The following is a 19,094-nucleotide window of genomic DNA, read 5'->3' on the forward strand; positions in this document are numbered from 1 at the left end:
GAATTTCGATCCAAGCGGAGACGATCGGGCCGCACAGCATCTTTCCCCGCCCGGCGGGTCTGATATGATCGCCGGCATGTTGGGTGTGGGCGCCAAGATCGACGAGACCGGAACGCTGATCCGCGATGGCGGGGCCTTCTACCTGCGCCGCGACCAGGGCGGCCGGTACGAACTGGAACTCCACCGCACCCCCGTCGACCTGGTCGAGAAGCGCGTGCGGCTGGTCGGCACGCTGGTCGGCCCGGCGCTGGTCAATGCCGACGGGGTCGCACCCGCCGAGTGAGGGAGGTCGGCGGCGGCAATGCCGCGCCGCCCGTTCGGTTCCGAAAAATTTCGCCAGCCCCCGTTGACGGTGGGTAGGGCCCGCCACATATCCCGGTCGTTGGCACTCGCATCAGCAGAGTGCCAGAAATTTGTAACACTGACCAAAAGGGACACCTAGCAATGAACTTTCGTCCGTTGCACGACCGCGTCCTCGTCCGCCGCGTCGAGGCGGAAGAGAAGACGGCTGGCGGGATCATCATCCCCGATACCGCCAAGGAAAAGCCCCAGGAGGGCGAGGTCGTCGCCGCCGGTTCGGGCGCCAAGGCCGAGGACGGCAAGGTCACTCCGCTGGACGTGAAGGCCGGCGACCGCGTGCTGTTCGGCAAGTGGTCCGGCACCGAGGTCAAGGTGAATGGTGAGGATCTCCTCATCATGAAGGAATCCGACATCCTCGGGATCGTCGGCTGATCCCAGTCACCGCCCCGGCCGCAGGACGGCCGGGTCTCTTCCCCCATTCTTCCGGCACCTGCCGGACACATTCCATCGAAAGGTCAGCCCCATGGCAGCCAAGGACGTGAAATTCAGCCGCGACGCGCGCGAGCGCATCCTGCGCGGCGTCGACATCCTCGCCGACGCGGTGAAGGTGACGCTCGGCCCGAAGGGCCGCAACGTCGTGATCGACAAGAGCTTCGGCGCGCCCCGCATCACCAAGGACGGTGTGTCGGTCGCCAAGGAGATCGAGCTCAAGGACAAGTTCGAGAACATGGGCGCGCAGATGGTGCGCGAAGTGGCCTCGAAGACCAACGACATCGCGGGTGACGGCACCACCACCGCCACCGTGCTGGCGCAGGCGATCGTCCGCGAGGGCATGAAGTCGGTCGCGGCCGGCATGAACCCGATGGACCTGAAGCGCGGCATCGACCTGGCGGTCATCAAGGTCGTCGAGGATCTGAAGGCCCGCTCCAAGCCGGTCGCCGGTTCGCAGGAAGTCGCCCAGGTCGGCATCATCTCCGCCAATGGCGACCGTGAGGTCGGCGAGAAGATCGCGGAAGCGATGGAGAAGGTCGGCAAGGAAGGCGTCATCACCGTCGAGGAGGCCAAGGGTCTCGAGTTCGAGCTGGACGTCGTCGAGGGCATGCAGTTCGACCGCGGCTATCTGTCGCCCTACTTCATCACCAACCCGGAGAAGATGACGGTCGAGCTGAGCGATCCGTACATCCTGATCCACGAGAAGAAGCTGTCGAACCTGCAGGCGATGCTCCCGATCCTGGAAGCGGTCGTCCAGTCGGGCCGTCCGCTCCTGATCATCGCCGAGGACATCGAGGGCGAGGCGCTCGCCACGCTGGTGGTGAACAAGCTGCGCGGCGGCCTGAAGGTCGCGGCCGTCAAGGCGCCGGGCTTCGGCGATCGCCGCAAGGCGATGCTCGAGGACATCGCGATCCTGACCAAGGGCGAGGTGATCTCCGAGGATCTCGGCATCAAGCTCGAGAGCGTCACGCTGGGCATGCTCGGCACCGCCAAGCGCGTCACCATCGACAAGGACAACACCATCGTCGTCGACGGCGCGGGTGAAGCCGATGCGATCAAGGGCCGCACCGATGCGATCCGTCAGCAGATCGAGGTCACGACCTCGGACTATGACCGCGAGAAGCTCCAGGAGCGTCTGGCGAAGCTGGCCGGCGGCGTCGCCGTCATCAAGGTCGGCGGCTCGACCGAGGTCGAGGTGAAGGAGCGCAAGGACCGCGTCGACGACGCGCTGCACGCGACCCGCGCGGCGGTCGAAGAGGGTATCGTCCCCGGTGGCGGCACCGCGCTGCTCTACTCGACCAAGGCGATCGACGGCCTGACCGGCGCGAACGAGGACCAGACCCGCGGCGTCGACATCGTGCGTCGCTCGCTGACCGCGCTGGTTCGCCAGATCGCGCAGAATGCCGGCCATGACGGTGCGGTCGTGTCGGGCAAGCTGCTCGACCAGACCGACACGTCGTTCGGCTTCAACGCCGCGACCGACACCTATGAGAATCTGGTCTCGGCCGGCGTGATCGACCCGACCAAGGTCGTGCGCACCGCGCTCCAGAATGCGGCCTCGGTCGCCGGCCTGCTGATCACGACCGAAGCGGCCGTGAGCGAGCTGCCGGACGACAAGGCGGCGGCCCCCGCGATGGGCGGCGGCATGGGCGGCATGGGCGGCATGGACTTCTAAGCCGCTGCCGGGAAAGCGGATCGGCCTCGGGTCGGTCCGGTTTCCCGGACGCTCTGTCCACAGACGAAGAAGCCGGGGAGGGCGACCTCTCCGGCTTTTTTGCGTCCAGGTTCCGGGGAAGTCGGAAGGACCCCGGCCGGTTCCTCGCCCGACCGCGCAACATCCGGTGGGGAGCGGCGTTTCCCGCGCCATGAGCCGCGCCGACGATCCCCGCATCCCCCTGAACAGCATCATCTTCGGCTTCGGGCCGATGCTGCCGCTCGCCTTTGCCGCGCTCGGGGCCTGGATGTTGCCGCCGCCCTGGCCGATGCTGGCGGTGCGGCTGGCGATCATCTGGGGCGCGATGATCCTGATCTTCGTCGCCGGGGTGCGGCGCGGCTTCGGCTTCGGCAATCCGAGTGCATCGACCGGGGTCGAGATCGCGACGATGCTCGCCTATTTCGTACCGGCGGGACTGGCGCTGGTCGTGCCGGTCGGGCCGATCGCGCTCATGCTTTTGCTGGTCGGCTATGTGCTGGTGCCGGTGCTCGACACGCGTGCGGCGCGGGCTGGTAATGCGCCCGCCCATTTCGCCCAGTTGCGCTGGCCGCAAATGGCGATCGCCATCGTCTCGGTCACGGCGCTGCTACACTATGTCGTCCGCGTCTAAAGCGCGATGACCTGACCCTGACCGGCGATCGTCATTGCGAGCGAAGCGAAGCAATCCACCGTCGCGCGCGACGCCCTGGATTGCTTCGCTGAGTTCGCAATGACGGCCTGGGGCGACCCGATGTCATCCGCGTCTTGGGCGCGGAAGGCGCCGGTCAGCCTCGCCGCACGCCGATGGTCGTGAAGGGCAGGGGCTCGTGCGGCGGCGTCGCCGGTTGCGCCAGCTCGCATTGCCACAGGCCGACATCGATCCAGCGGCCATGCTTGTAGCCGACCTCGCGCTGCACGCCCGCCCGGCGAAAGCCGACCGCCTCGTGCAGGGCGATCGAGCCGTCATTGGGCAGCGCGATCCGCCCGACGGCCTGGGTGAAGCCCTGCGCCCGCAGCGTCTCGACCAGCGCGCCATAGAGCAGCCGTCCCGCCCCGCGCCGCTGCGCGGCATCGGCGACATAGATGCTCGTCTCGACCGTCCAGCGATAGGCCGCGCGGGGGTGGAAGGCGCTGGCATAGGCATAGGCGAGGACGCCGCCCTGTTCCTCGCCCTGCGTCGCGACCATCCAGGGATAGAGGCCCTGGCTGGCATCCATCCGCGACCGCATCGTATCGGCGTCGGGGGCCTCCTCCTCGAACGAGGCCGCGCCGATCAGCACATGCGGCGCATAGATCGCCGCGATCGCCGCCGCGTCGCCGGGCTGGGCGGCACGGATCGCGATCACAGGCCGACCCGCGCCAGGATCAGGTCGAGCAGCCGCGCATCCTGCGCCTGGGTCAGGCTGGGGCCGATGCCGCCGCATTCCAGGCAGCGCGCCTGCACCGATCCGCCCATCGCCAGCCGCCGGGCGTCGCCCAGCGCCTGTGCGACCAGCCCACGGCGTTCGGCGGCGATCCGGGCGAAGCTGTCGCCGGCCGGGCTGCTGCTGTCGTCGTCGCGGTCGGCGACCGAGCCGGCGAAGCGGGCCAGCCAGCCCGGCTCCTTCTCCAGATAGACGGCATGGACCTTGGCGGGGTCGAGCTTCGCCTGGCGCGCGGCATAGGCGATCGCGTCCGACAGGCCGCCAAACTGGTCGACCAGGCCGATCTGGCGGGCGGTGCCGCCGTCCCACACCCGGCCCTGGCCGATCTCGTCGACCCGCGCCGGGGTCATCCGCCGTGCCTGGGCGACTCGGCCGATGAACTCGCGATAGCCATTCTCGATATTGGCCTGGAGGATCGCGTCGAGCTCGGGCGTGGTGCCGGCGAACAGGTCGGGCTGGCCCGACAGCGGGGTGGTGCGGACGCCGTCGGCGGTGACGCCGATCTTCGCCAGCGCCGATTCGAAGGTCGGCAGGATCGCAAAGATGCCGATCGAGCCGGTGATGGTGTTCGGCTCGGCGAAGATATGGTCGCCCGCCGTCGACACCCAATAGCCGCCCGATGCCGCGACGCCGCCCATCGAGATGGTGATCGGCAGACCGCGCCGCTTCGCCTCCAGCACCGCCTGGCGGATCTGCTCCGACGCCATGGCCGAGCCGCCCGGCGAATCGACGCGGACGACGACGGCCTTGAGGTTCTTGGTCGCCAGCCCGTCCAGCATCGCCTTGGACACGGTATCGCCTGCGGCGGTGCCGGGGCCGGCCTTGCCGTCGACGATGTCGCCCGCGACGGTCAGCACGCCGATCGCGTCGCCGGCGGTGGGCAGGGGGTTGGCGCCGACCCAGGCGTCATAGCCGATGGTGCGGAAGCTGCCGATCGGCTTGCCGCTCTCGCTGCCGACGATCTTGGCGACGCGCTGGCCGAAGGCGAAACGGTCGCCCAGCTTGTCGACGATGCCGGCGCGCAGGTTCGCCTGGGCGATGTTGCCGTTGGCGGCGACCACCAGGGCCTGCGGATTGCCGAGGAAGGCGGCGATCTGCGCCTTGGGGCGGGTCTGCTTGATGCCGCCGATCCACTGGTCGAGCAGCGAGCCGTAGAGCGCCTGCGACGCGGCGCGCGCATCCGGGCTCTGGTCGGTGCGGGTATAGGGTTCGACGAACGACTTGTAGCGGCCGACGCGATAGACATGCGTGTTGATGCCCAGCTTGTCGATCAGGCCCTTGTAATAGAGCTGCGTGCCGCCCGGCCCGGAGAACAGTGCGCCGCCCTGCGGGTTGATCCACACTTCGCTGGCGGCGGCAGCCAGGCGATAGCTGGCATCGGTATAGCCGGTCGCATAGGCCAGCACCGGCTTGCCGGCCTGGCGCACGCGGACCAGCGCATCGGCGATCTCGCCGAGCGGGGCCGGATAGGCGCCGCCAAACCGGTCGAGGTCGAGCACCACCGCCTTGACCCGCGCGTCCGTGCGCGCGGCGTCGATCGCGCGGATCACGTCGCGCAACCGGTACTGGCGCGGCGCCTCCCGGCCCGACAGCGCGGCGAAGGCGGCCGGCTCGGCCGGCTGCTCGACGATCGCACCGTCGAAATCGAGCAGCAGCGCGCCCGGCACGATCGCCTTGGTGCCCGGCCGCGCATTGAGCGCCGCGAACAACAGGCCGAAGAACAGCAGCATGGCGACCAGGACCAGCCCGTCCTTCACCGCGACCAGCAGCTTCCACACGCCGCGTACCAGGCGCCAGCCGGTGCGTCGCCGCCGGGGCAGGCCATCGGTGAAGGAGGGAGCGCCGCTGGCGGCCGGGACGGTGGTGTCGGTCATAGCCAAGGGCTAATCGAAGCGCCGCGCCGTGGCAACGGCACGGTGAGGGGCGGGGGCCGCGGGGTGACATGGATTGCGGGCTGGGCATGGATGGCGGCGACTTCATGGCATATTAACACGTCCGTCACGGCCGGTTGACTTGGGCTTCACCCCCCCGTAAACGGACCGCGCCTTGGCGGGAAAGCTCGCCGTTTGCGCGCTTTCCCCTGGCCAATATCGCAAGATGTTCAGAGGATGGCACGTGGCGGAAAGCGAACCCGGACAGGACTTCGACGATGCGGAGGACCCGCGGCTGGCGGCGCTCGATGAGCGGCTGCGACAGGCCAGGGTCCAGGAGGCGTCGCGATCGGGGGTGAAGCAGGACACGGACCGGGGCTATTCCCAGGGCAATCGTGTCATCTCGGCCCTGATTGGAAGTCTCGTCGGCAGCGCGCTGATCGGCTGGCTCATCGACCGCTGGTTCGGCACGACGCCCTGGGGACTGATCGTGATGCTGTTCCTGGGAATAGCGGTCGCGTTCAGACAGATTATTCGTATCGGCAACGAGCGCCCGGAGTAATCCGAGCGCTTTTTCGTAGGTTGGAGCTAGAGAGCAGTGGCGGCAGCGGAAGGCGGCAAGATCGACCCCATGCACCAGTTCCTGATCGAGCCCGTGCTCGGTCGGCACTGGATCGTCGGCGGGTACGACCTGTCCTTCACCAATTCGGCGCTGTGGATGGTGGTGACCCTCGCCAGCCTGTGGCTGTTCATGCTGGGCGGCATGAAGCGCGAGCTGGTGCCCGGTCGCTGGCAGGCGGCGGTGGAGGGCTTCACCGGCTTCGTCTCGTCGATGCTCACCTCGAACATCGGGCCGGAGGGCAAGCGGTTCATCCCCTATGTCTTCTCGCTGTTCATGTTCATCCTGTTCGCCAACATCCTAGGCCTGCTGCCCTTCGGCATCGTGCCGGGTGTGCATCCCTTCACCGTGACCAGCCACCTGACGGTCACCGGCGTGCTGGCGATCATCTCCTTCACGATCGTGCTGATCGTCGGCTTCGGCCGCCACGGCTTCCACTTCTTCTCGCTCTTCGTGCCGCACGGCACGCCGCCGCTGATGATCCCGCTGATCTTCGTGGTCGAGCTGATGAGCTTCCTGGTCCGCCCGTTCAGCCTGGGCCTGCGACTGTTCGTCGCGATGACCGCCGGACACATCCTGCTGAAGGTGCTGGCCGCGTTCGTCGTCAACGGCATCAACCTGGGTGGCGGCTATATCGCGCTCGTGACGCTGCCCAGCTTCCTGCTGATGATCGGCATCACCCTGCTCGAACTGCTGGTGGCGGCGATCCAGGCTTATGTGTTCGCGCTGCTGACCTCGGTCTATCTCAACGATGCGGTGAACCTGCACTGAGAGACGGGGGCACCGGCCCCGACTTCGACTTTCCCTTGAACGTGTGTTTTTGAACTGGAGAATGTGATGGATCCGCAAGCTGCAAAGATGATCGGTGCCGGCCTGGCCGCGATCGGCATGGGCATCGCCGCGCTGGGCGTGGGCAATGTGTTCGCGAAGTTCCTCGAAGGCGCGCTGCGCAACCCCGGCGCCGCCGACAGCCAGCAGGGCCGCCTGTTCATCGGTTTCGCGGGCGCCGAGCTTCTCGGCCTGCTCGCCTTCGTGACGATGATCATCCTGGTGTTCGTCGCCTAACACGCGATTCCCCGACCGGTCGCCTTTTGCGCGGCCGGTCGGCATCAGAGGACGCCCATGCCCCAGATTTCCCAGATCGCCGCGACCTATGCTTCGCAGATCTTCTGGCTGCTCATCACCTTCGGCCTGCTGTATTTCGTGGTGGGCAAGGGGATGGTGACCAAGATCGTGTCGACGGTCGACGCGCGCGAACAGCGCATCACCGGCGATCTCGCCGCGGCGGAAGCGGCGCGCGCCCAGGCGGACCGCGTCGAAGAGGCGTGGCGTATCGAAATGGACGCCGCGCGCAATGCCGCGATGGCGGAGACCGCCAGCGCCAAGGCGCAGGCGGTGCAGTCGGCCGAACAGCAGGTCAAGGCGGCGGATGCCGACCTGGCCGAGCGGATCGGCCATCATGAACTTGCGATCGCCAACGCCAAGGCGGAGGCGCTCGCCACGCTGGAGACGGTGGCGGCCGAGGCTGCGCGCGACCTGGTCGCGAAGCTGTCCGGCGTCGGCGTGACGGTCGATCAGGCCGCCCATGCGGTGCGGGAGGTGCGGGCGCATGGCTAATCATGGCAATTCCCCGGCAGCGGGGGCGGTCGAGCAGACCGATCTCAGCCAGCGGCCGATCAAGGGTGCGGACGGCATGACCGGCGAAACGACCGCCGGCACCGAGCATCACGTCGCCTCGCCCACCGCTTTGGGGCTCGACTCGACCGGTTGGGTGGCGGTGGCGGCGATCGTCGTGATCGCGCTGATGCTGTGGAAGCGGGTGCCGGCGCTGATCGGCGGGATGCTCGACGCGCGCATCGCGACGATCCGCTCGCAGCTCGACGAGGCGGGCAAGCTGCGCGCCGAGGCGGAAGCGCTGCGGACCGAATATGAGGCCAAGGCCCGCTCGGCGCACGAGGATGCCGAGGAGATGCGCCGCCACGCGCATCAGGAGGCGCATGCGATCGTCGTCAAGGCCAAGGCGGATGCCGAGGCACTGATGGCCCGCCGCGCCAAGATGGCCGAGGACAAGATCGCCGCCGCCGAGCACGCTGCGATCGCCGAGGTCCGGGCGCGGGCGGCCGATGCGGCGGCCAAGGCGGCCGGCGTGCTGATCGCGGAGCATCACGGCGTCGAGTCCGACCGGCTGATGGTCAATCGCGCGATTGCGGGACTGGGACGGCCGAACTGATCCCTTCGGGGCGTCACGGCGCTCCGGCTTCCGGGATCGGCGACAAGGGGCGGCCTTCGGGTCGCCCTTTTTCGTTTCTCGCGCCCTGTCGACGCGGCGGGTAGCGCGTTCGCCATGGTGCTGATCGCCTGAGTCCTCCCGAACGCGGCGGCGTGTATGGCTCGGGATCGTCGAGTTGGCGGAGCGGGACGGATCGTCGCACCGGGCGTTGAAGGTGACGGTGGGCCACTTGCTCGCCACCCATGGAAGGAACCCCCATGTCCTGGCTGATCCTGGCGGTCGCCGTCTGTACCGAGGTCGCCTGGGCGCTCAGCCTGAAATGGGCGACGAATATCGGCACCTGGGCCGCGGGCAGCGTGCCGATCGTGCTGAGCTTCGCCACCATGGGCATGTTGGCGCTGGCGATGCGCGGGCTGCCGGCGGGGACCGCCTATTCGGTGTGGAGCGGGTTGGGGGCGGTCGGCGTGATCCTGGGCGGGGTGGTGCTGTTCGGTGACCGGGTCGGACTGGCGCAGGCCGGCTTCATGGCCCTGACGGTGATCGGCGTGGTCGGCACCAAGCTGCTGTCGCCGCACTGATTCCCGAGCGGCGATGCGCCCTAGCGATGGAGTCGCCGCGTCCCTAAATCAGCCGATAATGTCCCAGCCCACCTCCGACCGCTTCAATGAGGAAAGCGCCACCTTCGCCATTCGCGGGGCCGATACGCCCGATCTGGATGCGGGGCTGGCGGCGATCCGCAACGTGCTGAAGACGCTGCCGCAACGCTCGGGCGTCTATCGGATGCACGATTCGCGCGGCGACATCCTCTACATCGGCAAGGCGCGGTCGCTGAAGCAGCGGGTCGCCAATTACACGCAGGTCAACGGCCTGCCCAAGCGGCTGCAACGCATGGTGTCGCAGACCCGGTCGATGACGATCGTCACGACCAACAACGAGGCGGAGGCGCTGCTGCTCGAAGCGCAGCTGATCAAGCGCTACCGCCCCGCCTATAATGTGCTGCTGCGCGACGACAAAAGCTTCCCCTTCATCCTGCTGCGCGCCGATACCGATTTCCCGCGCGTGCAGAAGCATCGCGGCGCCCGGCGCGCGGTCGGCAATTACTACGGCCCCTTCGCTAGCGCGGGATCGGTCAACAACACGCTGAACGCGCTGCAGAAGCTGTTCCTGCTGCGGTCCTGCACCGACGGGTTCTTCAAGACGCGCGACCGGCCGTGCCTGCTCTACCAGATCAAGCGCTGCTCCGCGCCGTGCGTCGGCCGGATCGACAAGGCCGGCTATGCCGAGCTGGTGTCCGACGCCAAGGACTTCCTGGCCGGCAAGTCGACCCAGGTGCAGGCGAAGCTCGGCGTGCAGATGCAGGCGGCGGCCGAGGCGATGGACTTCGAACTGGCGGCGCTGCTGCGCGACCGGCTGCGCGCGCTGACCTTCGTGCAGGGGACTCAGGCGATCAATGCGGAGGGGGTCGGCGATGCCGATGTCTTCGCGCTGGCGTGCCAGGACGGGGTGATCGGCATCCAGGCCTTCTTCATCCGTGGCGGCCAGAATTGGGGGCATCGCAGCTTCTTCCCGACCCACACCAACGAGGTGCCGGAGGAGGAAGTGTTCGTCAGCTTCCTGACGCAATTCTATGAGGAGGTGCCGCCCGCGCGCACCATCCTGCTCGATCGCGAGCTGGCGGAGGGCGAGCTGCTGGCGCAGGCGCTGGGCGAGGCGGCGGGCTACAAGATCGCGCTGTCGATGCCGCAACGGGGCGATCGTCGCCGGTTGATGGACCAGGCCAAGCGCAATGCGGTCGAGGCGCTGGAGCGGCGGCTGGCGGAAAGCACCACCCAGGCGAAACTGCTGCGCGAGGTGGCGGACCTGTTCGAACTGCCCGAGCCGCCGGCGCGGATCGAAATCTACGACAACAGCCACATCCAGGGCAGCCATGCGCTGGGCGCGATGGTGGTCGCCGGGCCGGAGGGGTTCCGCAAGGGCGAGTATCGCAAGTTCAACATCCGCAACAAGGACACGGTGCCCGGCGACGATTTCGGCATGATGCGCGAGGTGTTCACTCGTCGCTTCGGTCGGGCGCAGGCGGAGGACCCGGACCGCGACTCCGGCACCTGGCCCGACCTGGTGCTGATTGATGGCGGGCGCGGGCAGCTCAATGCGGCGCGCGCGGTGCTGGAGGATCTGGGGATCGAGGATGTCTGCCTGGTCGGCGTCGCCAAGGGGCCGAACCATGGCCGCGAGGGGCGCGAAGTGTTCCACCTGCTCGACGGGCGCGAACTGACGCTGCCGGTCAATGCACCGGTGCTCTTTTACCTCCAGCGATTGCGCGACGAGGTCCACCGTTTCGCGATCGGCGCGCACCGGGACAAGCGCGCCAAGGCGATCGGCGCGAGCCCGCTGGACGAGGTGCCCGGCATCGGTCCGGCGCGCAAGAAGGCGCTGCTGATGCATTTCGGCACCGCCCGCGCGGTGCGCAACGCCAGCCTGGAGGATCTGAAGCGCGCGCCCGGCGTGTCGCAGGCGGTGGCGCAGCAGGTCTACGACTTCTTCCACGCGCGCTGAACCGAAAAGCCACCGCCCGTCCATTGCTCCTGCACCGCGCCCGGCTACAAGAAGGGTCGGGACCAAGGGGGGACGGGAATGCGACGGATGATGGCGGCGGCGCTGGCTGCGCTGCTGACGGGGACGGCCTGGGCCGGCGAGGCGCCGCTCTACCAGCCGGTGCCCGACTGGGTGACGCCGGCGCCGCCGATCGGCCCGGTCGGCAAGTCCGCCACCGCGCCCGTCGCCCTCCTGTTCGACACGCAGCAGCGGCTGAAGGACGGGCAGGTCTGGAGCTATGTCGACACCGCCAATCGCATGGCGTCGGCCGAGATTCTGCAACAGGCGGGCACGATCAGCATTCCCTGGCAGCCCGATCACGGCGACCTGATCGTCCACCGGCTGGAGATCGTGCGCGGGGCCGAGCATATCGACCTGCTCGCGCCCGGGGCGAAGCGCTTCACCGTCCTGCGTCGCGAGCAGCAGCTGGAACAGCGCCAAGTCAACGGCATCCTCACCGCGACCTTGCCGATCGAGGGATTGCGGATCGGCGATGTGGTCCATTTCACCTTCTCCACCACCAGCCGCGACGCGGCGCTGAAGGGGCAGGTGCAGACGGTCGCGCCGCTGCCCGCGACGCCGGCGCGGTTCGGCTTCGTGCGCACGCGGCTGCTCTGGCCGGCGACCGATCCGATCCACTGGAAGACCTATGCCGACGGGGTGAAGCCGGTCGAGCGCACGGTCGCGGGCGTGCATGAATGGGTGGTCGAGGGCGTATTGCCCAAACAGCCCGAATGGCCCGGCGACATGCCGGCGCGCTTCAACCATCCGGTGGTGGTGGAGGCGTCGAGCTATGCCGGCTGGGCGGACGTGTCCAAGGCGGTCGCGCCGCTGTTCGCCACCACCGGCCTGATCCCGGCGGGCAGCCCGCTGGCGGCGGAGGTCACCCGGATCGCGGCGGCCGAGACCGATCCGGTCAAACGCGCGGCGCTGGCGCTCGATCTGGTGCAGGACAAGGTCCGCTATCTCTATAACGGCCTGGACGGCGGCAATTACCGGCCGCAGACGCCGGCCGATACCTGGTCGCTGCGCTATGGCGATTGCAAGGCCAAGACGCTGTTGCTGCTCGCCCTGCTGCATGGCCTGGGGATCGAGGCGGAGGCGGTGCTGGCCCCGGCGCGGGTGGGCGATGTCGTCAACGACCGGCTGCCGCTGCCGGGGGCGTTCGACCATGTGCTGGTGCGCGCGACGATCGGCGGCGAATCGCTGTGGCTGGACGGGACGATGAGCGGCACGCGGCTGGCCGATATCCGCGACGTGCCGGGCTTTCGCCGGGTATTGCCGTTGCGCGCGGGCGGGGCGGACCTGCTGGAGGTGCCGTTCCGCGCCAATGCCCGGCCGGACGGCGAGGTCAGCCTGACGCTGGATCAGAGCGCGGGCATCCGCCTGCCGACGCTGATGACGGTGCGCGTCCAGTTTCGCGGGCAGATGGGCTCGATGATCGGGCTGGTGGCCGACCAGGCGACGGCCGAACAGCGGCGCGACATGATGCAGGAGGTGGTCGGCAAGCTGGTCGGCGAAGTGCGGCTGGACGATGAGACGCTGGCCTATGACCCCGCCACCGGCATCGGGACGATGACGGCGAGCGGGACGCTGGGCTCCAACTGGGCCGTGGAGCGGGAGCGGCGACGCTATGTGCTCGACCGGACGGTCGGGCAGATCGATTTCACCCCCGACCGCGCGCGACCGGCCTGGCGGGCGCTGCCGGTGACCATCACCGGCCCGGAGCGCGCCGTCTATCGCAGCCGGCTGATCCTGCCCAAGGGCGTGGACGGCTTTACGCTGGGCGGCGACACGGCGCTGGCCGAGACGATCGCCGGCCGCACGATCACCCGACATGCCAGGATGACGGGCAATGTGGTCGAGGTCGAGGACGAGATGGTGGGCACGGCGCGCGAGATCGCGCCGGAACAGGTGGCGGCGGCGCGCGCCCGCGTCGCACTGGCCAAGACGCGCCTGCTGGAGGTGGTCGCACCCGATGGGCAGTCGTCGATGTACGCCAATGTCGTCGCGGCGCGGCGCACGGGGGCGCTCAAGCCGCTGATGGCGGCCTATGCCCGCTCGATTGCGCATGATCCGGAGGATCGCGAGGTCTATCTGAACCGGGCGCGCTTCCTGGCTGGCATCTACGACTATGCGGCCGCGATCCCCGACGTGACCAAGGCGCTGTCGATCGAGCCGGACGTGGACACCTATCTGTGGCGCGCCGGTCTCTATGCGACGATCGGCGACGAGGCGAAGCGCAAGGCCGATCTGGAAGAGGCGCTGGCCCTGGACCCCGCGGGCATGGCGGCGGTGCTGTCGATGGCCAATTACCGCATGTCGGCCGGCGAGAAGGATGCGGCGCTGGCCATGGTGCAGGAGCATGTCGAGGCCGGCGGCAAGGAGGCGGCGCAATATCTGGCGTCCAAGGCGGACCTGCTGGGCATGGCGGGGCGTGCCGACGACGCGCTGGCGGCCATGGACGAGGCGCTGGCGCAGAGCCCCAACGACTCCGACCTGCTCAACCAGCGCTGCTGGCTGAAGGCGACGCTCAACGTCCAGCTCGACTCGGCGCTGAAGGATTGCACCCGCGCCATCGAACTCAGCGACAGCCGGCTGGCCGCGCTGGATAGCCGGGCGGTGGTCCATTACCGGATGGGGCATCTGGATCAGGCGATGGCCGACATCGACGAGGTGTTGAAGACGCAACCCGACCAGGCCGCCACGCTCTACATGCGCGGCGTCATCCGCAATCGTCAGGGCAAGACGGCGGAGGCCAAGGCTGACCTGACGGCCGCGCGCACCATCTGGCCCCAGGTGGACCGGGACTATGGCCGTTGGGGGATCAAGGCCTGATCCTGCCGGTCCCGCCCGACCACTCGCGGGGACGGGGCAGGGCGCCTATATCGCTGGGATGCACCTGATCGCCGACGCCATCCTGCTCGCGACCCGTCAGCATGGCGAGCATGGCGCGGTCGCACGAGCGCTGACCCGTGGCGACGGGGTGCAGCCCGGCTATGTGCGGGGCGGGCGGTCGCGGATGCTGCGCCCGGTGCTCCAGCCGGGCAACATGCTGCGCGGCGAGTGGCGGGCACGGACGGTGGAGCAACTGCCGGCGCTGACCGTGGAGATGCTGCACAGCCGCGCCGCGCTCCATGCCGAACCGCTCGCCGCCGCCGCCATCGCCTGGGTGACGGCGCTGACCGCGACCGCGCTGCCCGAGGCGCAGCCCTATCCCTATCTCTATGACGGGCTGGACGGCGTGCTGACCGCTATCGAATCGGCCCCGTCGGCGCGCGGCTGGGCCGGGGCGGTGGTGCGGTTCGAATTGCTGCTGCTCGCCGAACTGGGATTCGGCCTGGATCTGGAGCGCTGCGTGGTGACCGGCCTGGCGGAGGATCTGGCCTATGTCAGTCCGCGCAGCGGCGGCGCGGTGTCGCGCGGTGCGGCGGTGGGATATGAGGGCAAGTTGCTGCGATTGCCGGAATTTCTCCTGGCTGGCGGGCAGCCGGATGGGGCCGCGATCACGCAGGGATTCGCGCTTACTGGCCATTTCCTGGCCCGCGACCTGCTGACCGAGCGCCGGGCCGAACCGCTGCCCGCGCGCGATCGGCTGATCGACGCGGTGAAGAGGGCGGTTGCGTGACGTCGCGCCGCCCGGCAAGGGCGGCGGCGGAGGTAGTCATGTCCCTGATCGCAGTGCTCGCCGGCGACGGCATCGGTCCCGAAGTCACCCAGGCCGCGCGCCAGGTGCTTGAGTCGCTGGACCTCGACCTGCGGTTCGAGGAGGCCCCGGTGGGCGGCGCGGCATATCGGGCGGCGGGCCATCCGCTGCCGGCCGAGACGCTGGCGCTGGCGGCGCGGGCCGACGCGATCCTGTTCGGCGCGGTCGGCGATCCCGAGTTCGACTCGTTGGAGCGCGCGTTGCGCCCCGAACAGGCGATCCTGGGCCTGCGCAAGGAACTGGCGCTGTTCGCCAATCTGCGCCCCGCCAAGCTGTTCGCCGGGCTGGAGGACGCCTCGGCGCTCAAGCCCGAGATCGCGCGCCGGATCGACCTGGTGATCGTGCGAGAGCTGAACGGCGACGTCTATTTCGGCGAGAAGAGCCAGGGCAGGACCCCGGCCGGCCTGCGCGAGGGCCGCGACCTGATGCGCTATGACGAGGCGGAGGTGGCGCGAATCGCCCGGGTCGGCTTCGACACCGCACGCACCCGCCGCAGCCGGCTCTGCTCGGTCGACAAGGCGAACGTGCTGGAGACCTCGCAGCTGTGGCGCGACGTGGTGGTCGAGGTGGCGCGCGACTATCCCGATGTCGCGCTGTCGCACATGTATGTCGACAATGCCGCGATGCAGCTAGTGCGCGATCCCGGCCAGTTCGACGTGATCGTCACCGGCAATCTGTTCGGCGACATCCTGTCGGACCAGGCGTCGATGTGCGCCGGGTCGATCGGGATGCTGCCCTCCTCCGCCCTGGATGACGCGGGCAAGGGACTGTACGAGCCGATCCACGGCTCCGCGCCCGATATCGCGGGCCAGGGCAAGGCCAATCCGTGCGCCGCGATCCTGTCGGCGGCGATGATGCTGCGCCATTCGCTGCGCCGGCCCGATCCCGCCGACCGGATCGAGGCGGCGGTGGCGGTCGCGATCGCGGGGGGCGCGCGCACCGCCGATCTGGGCGGGACATTGTCCACGCAGGGCATGACCGACGCGGTGCTCGCCGCGCTGTAATGGAGCGGTCGCTCGAACTGGCGGTCGTCGTCCCGACCTTCAACGAGCGAGGCAATGTCGCGACCCTCGTCGCGCGGCTGGACGCGGTGCTGGCGGGCCGGTGCTGGGAGGTGGTGTTCGTCGACGACGACAGCGCCGACGGCACGGCGGAGGCCGCCCGCGCACTGGCGCGGCACGACCCCCGCGTCCGGGTGATCCAGCGCATCGGTCGGCGCGGCCTGTCGAGCGCGTGCATCGAGGGAATGTGCGCCACGGCCGCGCCCCTGGTCGCGGTGATGGACGGCGACCTGCAGCATGACGAGGCGCTGTTGCCCCTGATGGCCGACCGGCTGGCGGCGGAGCCTGATCTCGACCTGGTGGTCGGCTCGCGCTTCGTGCCCGGCGGCGGCACGGGCGATTGGGACCGCGACCGGGTGGCCAAGTCGGCCTTCGCGACGCGGCTGTCGCGGGCGGTGCTGCGCGTCGACCTGCGCGATCCGATGAGCGGCTTCTTCATGATCCGCACCGGTATCGCGCGGGCGCTGGCGCCCCGGCTGCGCGCGATCGGCTTCAAGATTCTGCTCGACATCCTGACCGCGGCGCCCGCACCCTTGCGCTTCGCCGAGCTTCCCTACGTCTTCCGCCTGCGCACCGAGGGGGAGAGCAAGCTCGACCATGTCGTGGCGATGGAGTTCCTGATTGCGCTCTACGACCGCCGGTTCGGGCGGATCGTGCCGGTCCGCTTCGCCATGTTCGCCGCGATCGGCGCGGTTGGCGTGGTGATGCACATGGCGGTGCTGATCCTGCTCCATCTGGGTCTCGGCACCGGCTTCCTGACGGCGCAGATCGCCGCGACGGCGGCGGCGATGACGGGCAATTTCTTCCTCAACAACGCCCTGACCTATCGCGACCGGCGGCTTCGCGGGGGGCCGGCGCTGTTCCGGGGATGGCTGTCCTTCTGCCTGGTGTGCGGGATCGGAGCCTTCGCCAATGTCGGCGTCGCCGCCTTCCTGCACGATGCGAAGACCGACACCTGGGCGGTGTCGGCGCTGGCCGGCGTGCTGGTCGGCGCGGTGTGGAATTACGCGCTGTCGCGGCGGTTCGTCTGGGGACGCTACTGATCCGGCGTCAATGCGCGATGCTGGTCACCGCGAACATGAGCGCCATGCCGAACAGGCTGGCGACCGTGGTGCGCAGGCGGGGATCGAGCGCATAGCTGCGCGGCACCAGTTCGCAGGCCCCGACATAGAGGAAGATGCCGGCAAAACCCGCCAGCACCGGGGCCAGCGCGACCGGTGGAATCCGGACGCCGAGGCCCAGCACCACGCCCGCCATCGGTGCGGCCGCGTTGACGAACAGCCAGAACCGCGCCGCCCGCTCCGACCGGGCCGCCAGGCACAGGCTGACCGTGTTGACGCCGTCCGCCAGATCATGGGTCAGCACGGCCAGCGCCACCAGCCAGCCCGCATCGCTGCTGACCTGAAAGGCCAGGCCGATGCCCATGCCGTCCATCAGACTGTGGAGCGTCAGCGTCGCGGGGCCGAGATGCGTGCGCCAGGCGCGCGGCACCCAGGCCGCATGGTGCAGGGCGCGGTCGAGCAGCATGTACAGGCCCAGGCCCACCGCGACGAAGCCGATCAGCGGGCGCAGCGCCCATTGCCCGTCCGCCAGATCGACCGCTTCCGGGATCAGGTCGAACACCGCCACGCCCAGCACCACGCCGGCCGTCAGGCCCAGGATCAGGACGATCCGCTGTTGCAGCCGCAATGCCAGCCAGCCGCCCAGCCCGGTGGCGCAGACCGCCGCCATTCCGAACAGCATGGGGGTGGAGGCGGCGGTGGACAGGGCGAGCGACATCGGGCCGCTCTGTCGTGGATCAGGTAATGATACAAGGTATCATTTAATCGAGGCGGCGGGGATCGACGATCAGGCCCAGCTGTCCAGCCAAATCCAGCGCGCGAACGCGCCCGGTCCGGCGAGCGGGGCGGCGGACAGGATCGGGTAGAAATGCAGGAACAGCCCGACCGCCAGCATCACCACCACCTCGTCCCAATAGCGCAGCCGGGCGCGCCAATGGTCGAGCGCGACGGCCAGCACCACCGCCAGCCAGATGCTGGGGAGATAGTAATAATAGAAGAAGCCCAGCGACTTGGGGATCAGAGGCCAGATGGCGATGCTGGCGATCCATAGGCCCGCCGCCGCGCCCGGCCGGATCGCGCGGGTGCGCAGCCATGCACCCGCACAGGCCAGCACCGCGACCAGCCCGCCCCACATCACCGCCGGGTTGCCGAGCAGCAGCACGCCGCGCTGCGCCCCGTCGACCGGTTCGTAGAGATACCAGATCGGCCGCCAGTCGAACTGCCATGTGTACCAGGCCGATTGATAGGTGTGTGCGGGCAGCACCTGGGTCTGTTGCTGGAACATGGTCCATTGGAACGGCAGCAGCGTTGCCAGCGTCAGTGGCTCCTGCGCGTAGAAGAAGGCGGGGGCGAAGGTCAGGAAATAGGTGGCGACGCTCACCCCGCCGAGCAGCGCCAGCGCCATGACCGGACCCAGTCCCGGCCAGCGGTCCGGACGCCCGCGCCGCAGCAGCAGATAGGCGAGGGCGGCGAAGGTGACATAGGGGGCGGCGGTCCATTTGCAGGCGGTCGCCAGCCCCAGCAGCACCGCGCCCAGGCCCCAGCGGCGGCGGACCTGCCCCGGCGCGCCGTGCATCGACCATAACAGGCTTGCCGCGCCGAGGATGACGAAGGCGGCCATGAACCCGTCCAGCATCGCGATCCGCGCCTGCACGAAGACGGTGAAGTTGACGAGGGTCAGTACCGACGCGACCAGGGCGGGGCGCAGCCGCCGCGTACCGAGCCAGACCAGCGCGAACACCCCCGCCACCACCGCCGAGCCGGCCAGCGTCGACAGCATCCGCCAGCCCAGGGGATCGTCGCCGAACAGCCAGATGCCGAGCGCGATCAGTTCCTTGGCGAGCAGCGGGTGCTCGATATTCGCCGGGTGCGCCAGGGCCAGCAGCGTCCGCGCGGCGGGCACATAATGGACTTCGTCGAAATAAGGCTTGGACGGGATCGTCACCCGCCAGGCGAACAGCAGTTCCGCCAGCCCGGCGATCAGCAGGGCGAGCGGCAGCGGGCGGCGGAGGAACTGTGGCACGATCCTGCTTGTCCCTGCT

General features: G+C 69.1%; 19 protein-coding genes. 15 read left to right on the top strand and 4 right to left on the bottom strand.

Going from position 1 to position 19,094, the window contains the following annotated elements; translation table 11 throughout:
• Window positions 1-76: 76 nt before the first annotated feature.
• The 4 genes from QE452_RS00890 to QE452_RS00905 all read left to right on the top strand — a co-directional run bounded on the left by QE452_RS00890 (window position 77) and on the right by QE452_RS00905 (window position 3,116).
• Window positions 77-283, top strand: a complete 207-nt coding sequence (locus QE452_RS00890; protein ID WP_125994969.1) for a DUF5818 domain-containing protein — start codon at window positions 77-79, stop codon at window positions 281-283.
• Between the two features lie 161 nt (window positions 284-444).
• The gene (gene groES / locus QE452_RS00895; protein ID WP_125994968.1) at window positions 445-732 is read left to right on the top strand and encodes a co-chaperone GroES; all 288 of its coding nucleotides are present in this window, start codon (window positions 445-447) and stop codon (window positions 730-732) included.
• A 91-nt stretch (window positions 733-823) separates the two neighbouring features.
• Window positions 824-2,467 (top strand): chaperonin GroEL, encoded by a 1,644-nt coding sequence (groL, locus tag QE452_RS00900; protein ID WP_309658280.1) that lies wholly within the window; start codon window positions 824-826, stop codon window positions 2,465-2,467.
• A 190-nt stretch (window positions 2,468-2,657) separates the two neighbouring features.
• On the top strand, window positions 2,658-3,116 hold the full coding sequence (locus QE452_RS00905) for a DUF3429 domain-containing protein (protein WP_309658281.1): 459 nt from the start codon (window positions 2,658-2,660) through the stop codon (window positions 3,114-3,116).
• A 154-nt stretch (window positions 3,117-3,270) separates the two neighbouring features.
• On the opposite strand, the gene QE452_RS00910 is transcribed toward QE452_RS00905, so the two are convergent.
• Together QE452_RS00910 and sppA are read right to left on the bottom strand one after the other, a co-directional pair.
• Window positions 3,271-3,831: an N-acetyltransferase family protein gene (locus tag QE452_RS00910; RefSeq protein WP_309658282.1), complete on the bottom strand. Its 561-nt coding sequence runs from the start codon at window positions 3,829-3,831 to the stop codon at window positions 3,271-3,273.
• On the bottom strand, window positions 3,828-5,783 hold the full coding sequence (gene sppA, locus QE452_RS00915) for a signal peptide peptidase SppA (RefSeq protein WP_309658283.1): 1,956 nt from the start codon (window positions 5,781-5,783) through the stop codon (window positions 3,828-3,830). Before sppA ends, QE452_RS00910 begins: the two co-directional genes overlap by 4 nt.
• Window positions 5,784-6,006: 223 nt before the next feature.
• On the opposite strand from sppA, the gene QE452_RS00920 reads away from it, so the two are divergent.
• The 11 genes from QE452_RS00920 to QE452_RS00970 all read left to right on the top strand — a co-directional run bounded on the left by QE452_RS00920 (window position 6,007) and on the right by QE452_RS00970 (window position 17,034).
• Window positions 6,007-6,342: an AtpZ/AtpI family protein gene (locus tag QE452_RS00920; protein WP_309658613.1), complete on the top strand. Its 336-nt coding sequence runs from the start codon at window positions 6,007-6,009 to the stop codon at window positions 6,340-6,342.
• Window positions 6,343-6,411: 69 nt separating this feature from the next.
• On the top strand, window positions 6,412-7,170 hold the full coding sequence (locus QE452_RS00925) for a F0F1 ATP synthase subunit A (protein WP_309658284.1): 759 nt from the start codon (window positions 6,412-6,414) through the stop codon (window positions 7,168-7,170).
• Between the two features lie 66 nt (window positions 7,171-7,236).
• Entirely contained in the window at window positions 7,237-7,464 is a 228-nt protein-coding gene (locus QE452_RS00930) for a F0F1 ATP synthase subunit C (protein WP_184111348.1), read from the top strand.
• 57 nt (window positions 7,465-7,521) lie between these two features.
• On the top strand, window positions 7,522-8,016 hold the full coding sequence (locus QE452_RS00935) for an ATPase (protein WP_309658285.1): 495 nt from the start codon (window positions 7,522-7,524) through the stop codon (window positions 8,014-8,016).
• A complete protein-coding gene (locus QE452_RS00940) occupies window positions 8,009-8,629 on the top strand; it encodes a hypothetical protein (protein ID WP_309658286.1) in 621 nt (206 codons plus the stop codon). Before QE452_RS00935 ends, QE452_RS00940 begins: the two co-directional genes overlap by 8 nt.
• Window positions 8,630-8,886: 257 nt before the next feature.
• Entirely contained in the window at window positions 8,887-9,207 is a 321-nt protein-coding gene (locus QE452_RS00945; RefSeq protein WP_309658287.1) for a multidrug efflux SMR transporter, read from the top strand.
• A 58-nt stretch (window positions 9,208-9,265) separates the two neighbouring features.
• Complete coding sequence (uvrC, locus tag QE452_RS00950; protein ID WP_309658288.1) at window positions 9,266-11,185, top strand: excinuclease ABC subunit UvrC; 1,920 nt, start codon at window positions 9,266-9,268, stop codon at window positions 11,183-11,185.
• A gap of 78 nt (window positions 11,186-11,263) precedes the next feature.
• A complete protein-coding gene (locus QE452_RS00955) occupies window positions 11,264-14,062 on the top strand; it encodes a DUF3857 domain-containing protein (protein WP_309658289.1) in 2,799 nt (932 codons plus the stop codon).
• A gap of 58 nt (window positions 14,063-14,120) precedes the next feature.
• Entirely contained in the window at window positions 14,121-14,852 is a 732-nt protein-coding gene (gene recO / locus QE452_RS00960) for a DNA repair protein RecO (RefSeq protein ID WP_309658290.1), read from the top strand.
• A 38-nt stretch (window positions 14,853-14,890) separates the two neighbouring features.
• Window positions 14,891-15,934, top strand: coding sequence for a 3-isopropylmalate dehydrogenase (gene leuB / locus QE452_RS00965; protein ID WP_309658291.1), 1,044 nt, complete (start codon window positions 14,891-14,893; stop codon window positions 15,932-15,934).
• Window positions 15,934-17,034, top strand: a complete 1,101-nt coding sequence (locus QE452_RS00970) for a glycosyltransferase family 2 protein (RefSeq protein ID WP_309658292.1) — start codon at window positions 15,934-15,936, stop codon at window positions 17,032-17,034. Before leuB ends, QE452_RS00970 begins: the two co-directional genes overlap by 1 nt.
• 7 nt (window positions 17,035-17,041) lie before the next feature.
• On the opposite strand, the gene QE452_RS00975 is transcribed toward QE452_RS00970, so the two are convergent.
• Entirely contained in the window at window positions 17,042-17,770 is a 729-nt protein-coding gene (locus QE452_RS00975; protein WP_309658293.1) for a ZIP family metal transporter, read from the bottom strand.
• A 69-nt stretch (window positions 17,771-17,839) separates the two neighbouring features.
• On the bottom strand, window positions 17,840-19,075 hold the full coding sequence (locus QE452_RS00980; RefSeq protein WP_309658294.1) for a phospholipid carrier-dependent glycosyltransferase: 1,236 nt from the start codon (window positions 19,073-19,075) through the stop codon (window positions 17,840-17,842).
• Window positions 19,076-19,094: the final 19 nt, after the last annotated feature.

This window comes from Sphingomonas sp. SORGH_AS_0438 (assembly GCF_031453475.1).
Classification (GTDB): Bacteria; Pseudomonadota; Alphaproteobacteria; order Sphingomonadales; family Sphingomonadaceae; genus Sphingomonas.

What these genes read in the sequence shown, in the direction of transcription:
- QE452_RS00890 (WP_125994969.1), top strand. Translation starts at nt 77, where the DNA reads ATGTTGGGTGTGGGCGCCAAGATCGACGAGACCGGAACGCTGATCCGC.
- groES (WP_125994968.1), top strand. Translation starts at nt 445, where the DNA reads ATGAACTTTCGTCCGTTGCACGACCGCGTCCTCGTCCGCCGCGTCGAG.
- groL (WP_309658280.1), top strand. Translation starts at nt 824, where the DNA reads ATGGCAGCCAAGGACGTGAAATTCAGCCGCGACGCGCGCGAGCGCATC.
- QE452_RS00905 (WP_309658281.1), top strand. Translation starts at nt 2,658, where the DNA reads ATGAGCCGCGCCGACGATCCCCGCATCCCCCTGAACAGCATCATCTTC.
- sppA (WP_309658283.1), bottom strand. Translation starts at nt 5,783, where the DNA reads ATGACCGACACCACCGTCCCGGCCGCCAGCGGCGCTCCCTCCTTCACC.
- QE452_RS00920 (WP_309658613.1), top strand. Translation starts at nt 6,007, where the DNA reads ATGTTCAGAGGATGGCACGTGGCGGAAAGCGAACCCGGACAGGACTTC.
- QE452_RS00925 (WP_309658284.1), top strand. Translation starts at nt 6,412, where the DNA reads ATGCACCAGTTCCTGATCGAGCCCGTGCTCGGTCGGCACTGGATCGTC.
- QE452_RS00930 (WP_184111348.1), top strand. Translation starts at nt 7,237, where the DNA reads ATGGATCCGCAAGCTGCAAAGATGATCGGTGCCGGCCTGGCCGCGATC.
- QE452_RS00935 (WP_309658285.1), top strand. Translation starts at nt 7,522, where the DNA reads ATGCCCCAGATTTCCCAGATCGCCGCGACCTATGCTTCGCAGATCTTC.
- QE452_RS00940 (WP_309658286.1), top strand. Translation starts at nt 8,009, where the DNA reads ATGGCTAATCATGGCAATTCCCCGGCAGCGGGGGCGGTCGAGCAGACC.
- QE452_RS00945 (WP_309658287.1), top strand. Translation starts at nt 8,887, where the DNA reads ATGTCCTGGCTGATCCTGGCGGTCGCCGTCTGTACCGAGGTCGCCTGG.
- uvrC (WP_309658288.1), top strand. Translation starts at nt 9,266, where the DNA reads ATGTCCCAGCCCACCTCCGACCGCTTCAATGAGGAAAGCGCCACCTTC.
- QE452_RS00955 (WP_309658289.1), top strand. Translation starts at nt 11,264, where the DNA reads ATGCGACGGATGATGGCGGCGGCGCTGGCTGCGCTGCTGACGGGGACG.
- recO (WP_309658290.1), top strand. Translation starts at nt 14,121, where the DNA reads ATGCACCTGATCGCCGACGCCATCCTGCTCGCGACCCGTCAGCATGGC.
- leuB (WP_309658291.1), top strand. Translation starts at nt 14,891, where the DNA reads ATGTCCCTGATCGCAGTGCTCGCCGGCGACGGCATCGGTCCCGAAGTC.
- QE452_RS00970 (WP_309658292.1), top strand. Translation starts at nt 15,934, where the DNA reads ATGGAGCGGTCGCTCGAACTGGCGGTCGTCGTCCCGACCTTCAACGAG.
- QE452_RS00975 (WP_309658293.1), bottom strand. Translation starts at nt 17,770, where the DNA reads ATGTCGCTCGCCCTGTCCACCGCCGCCTCCACCCCCATGCTGTTCGGA.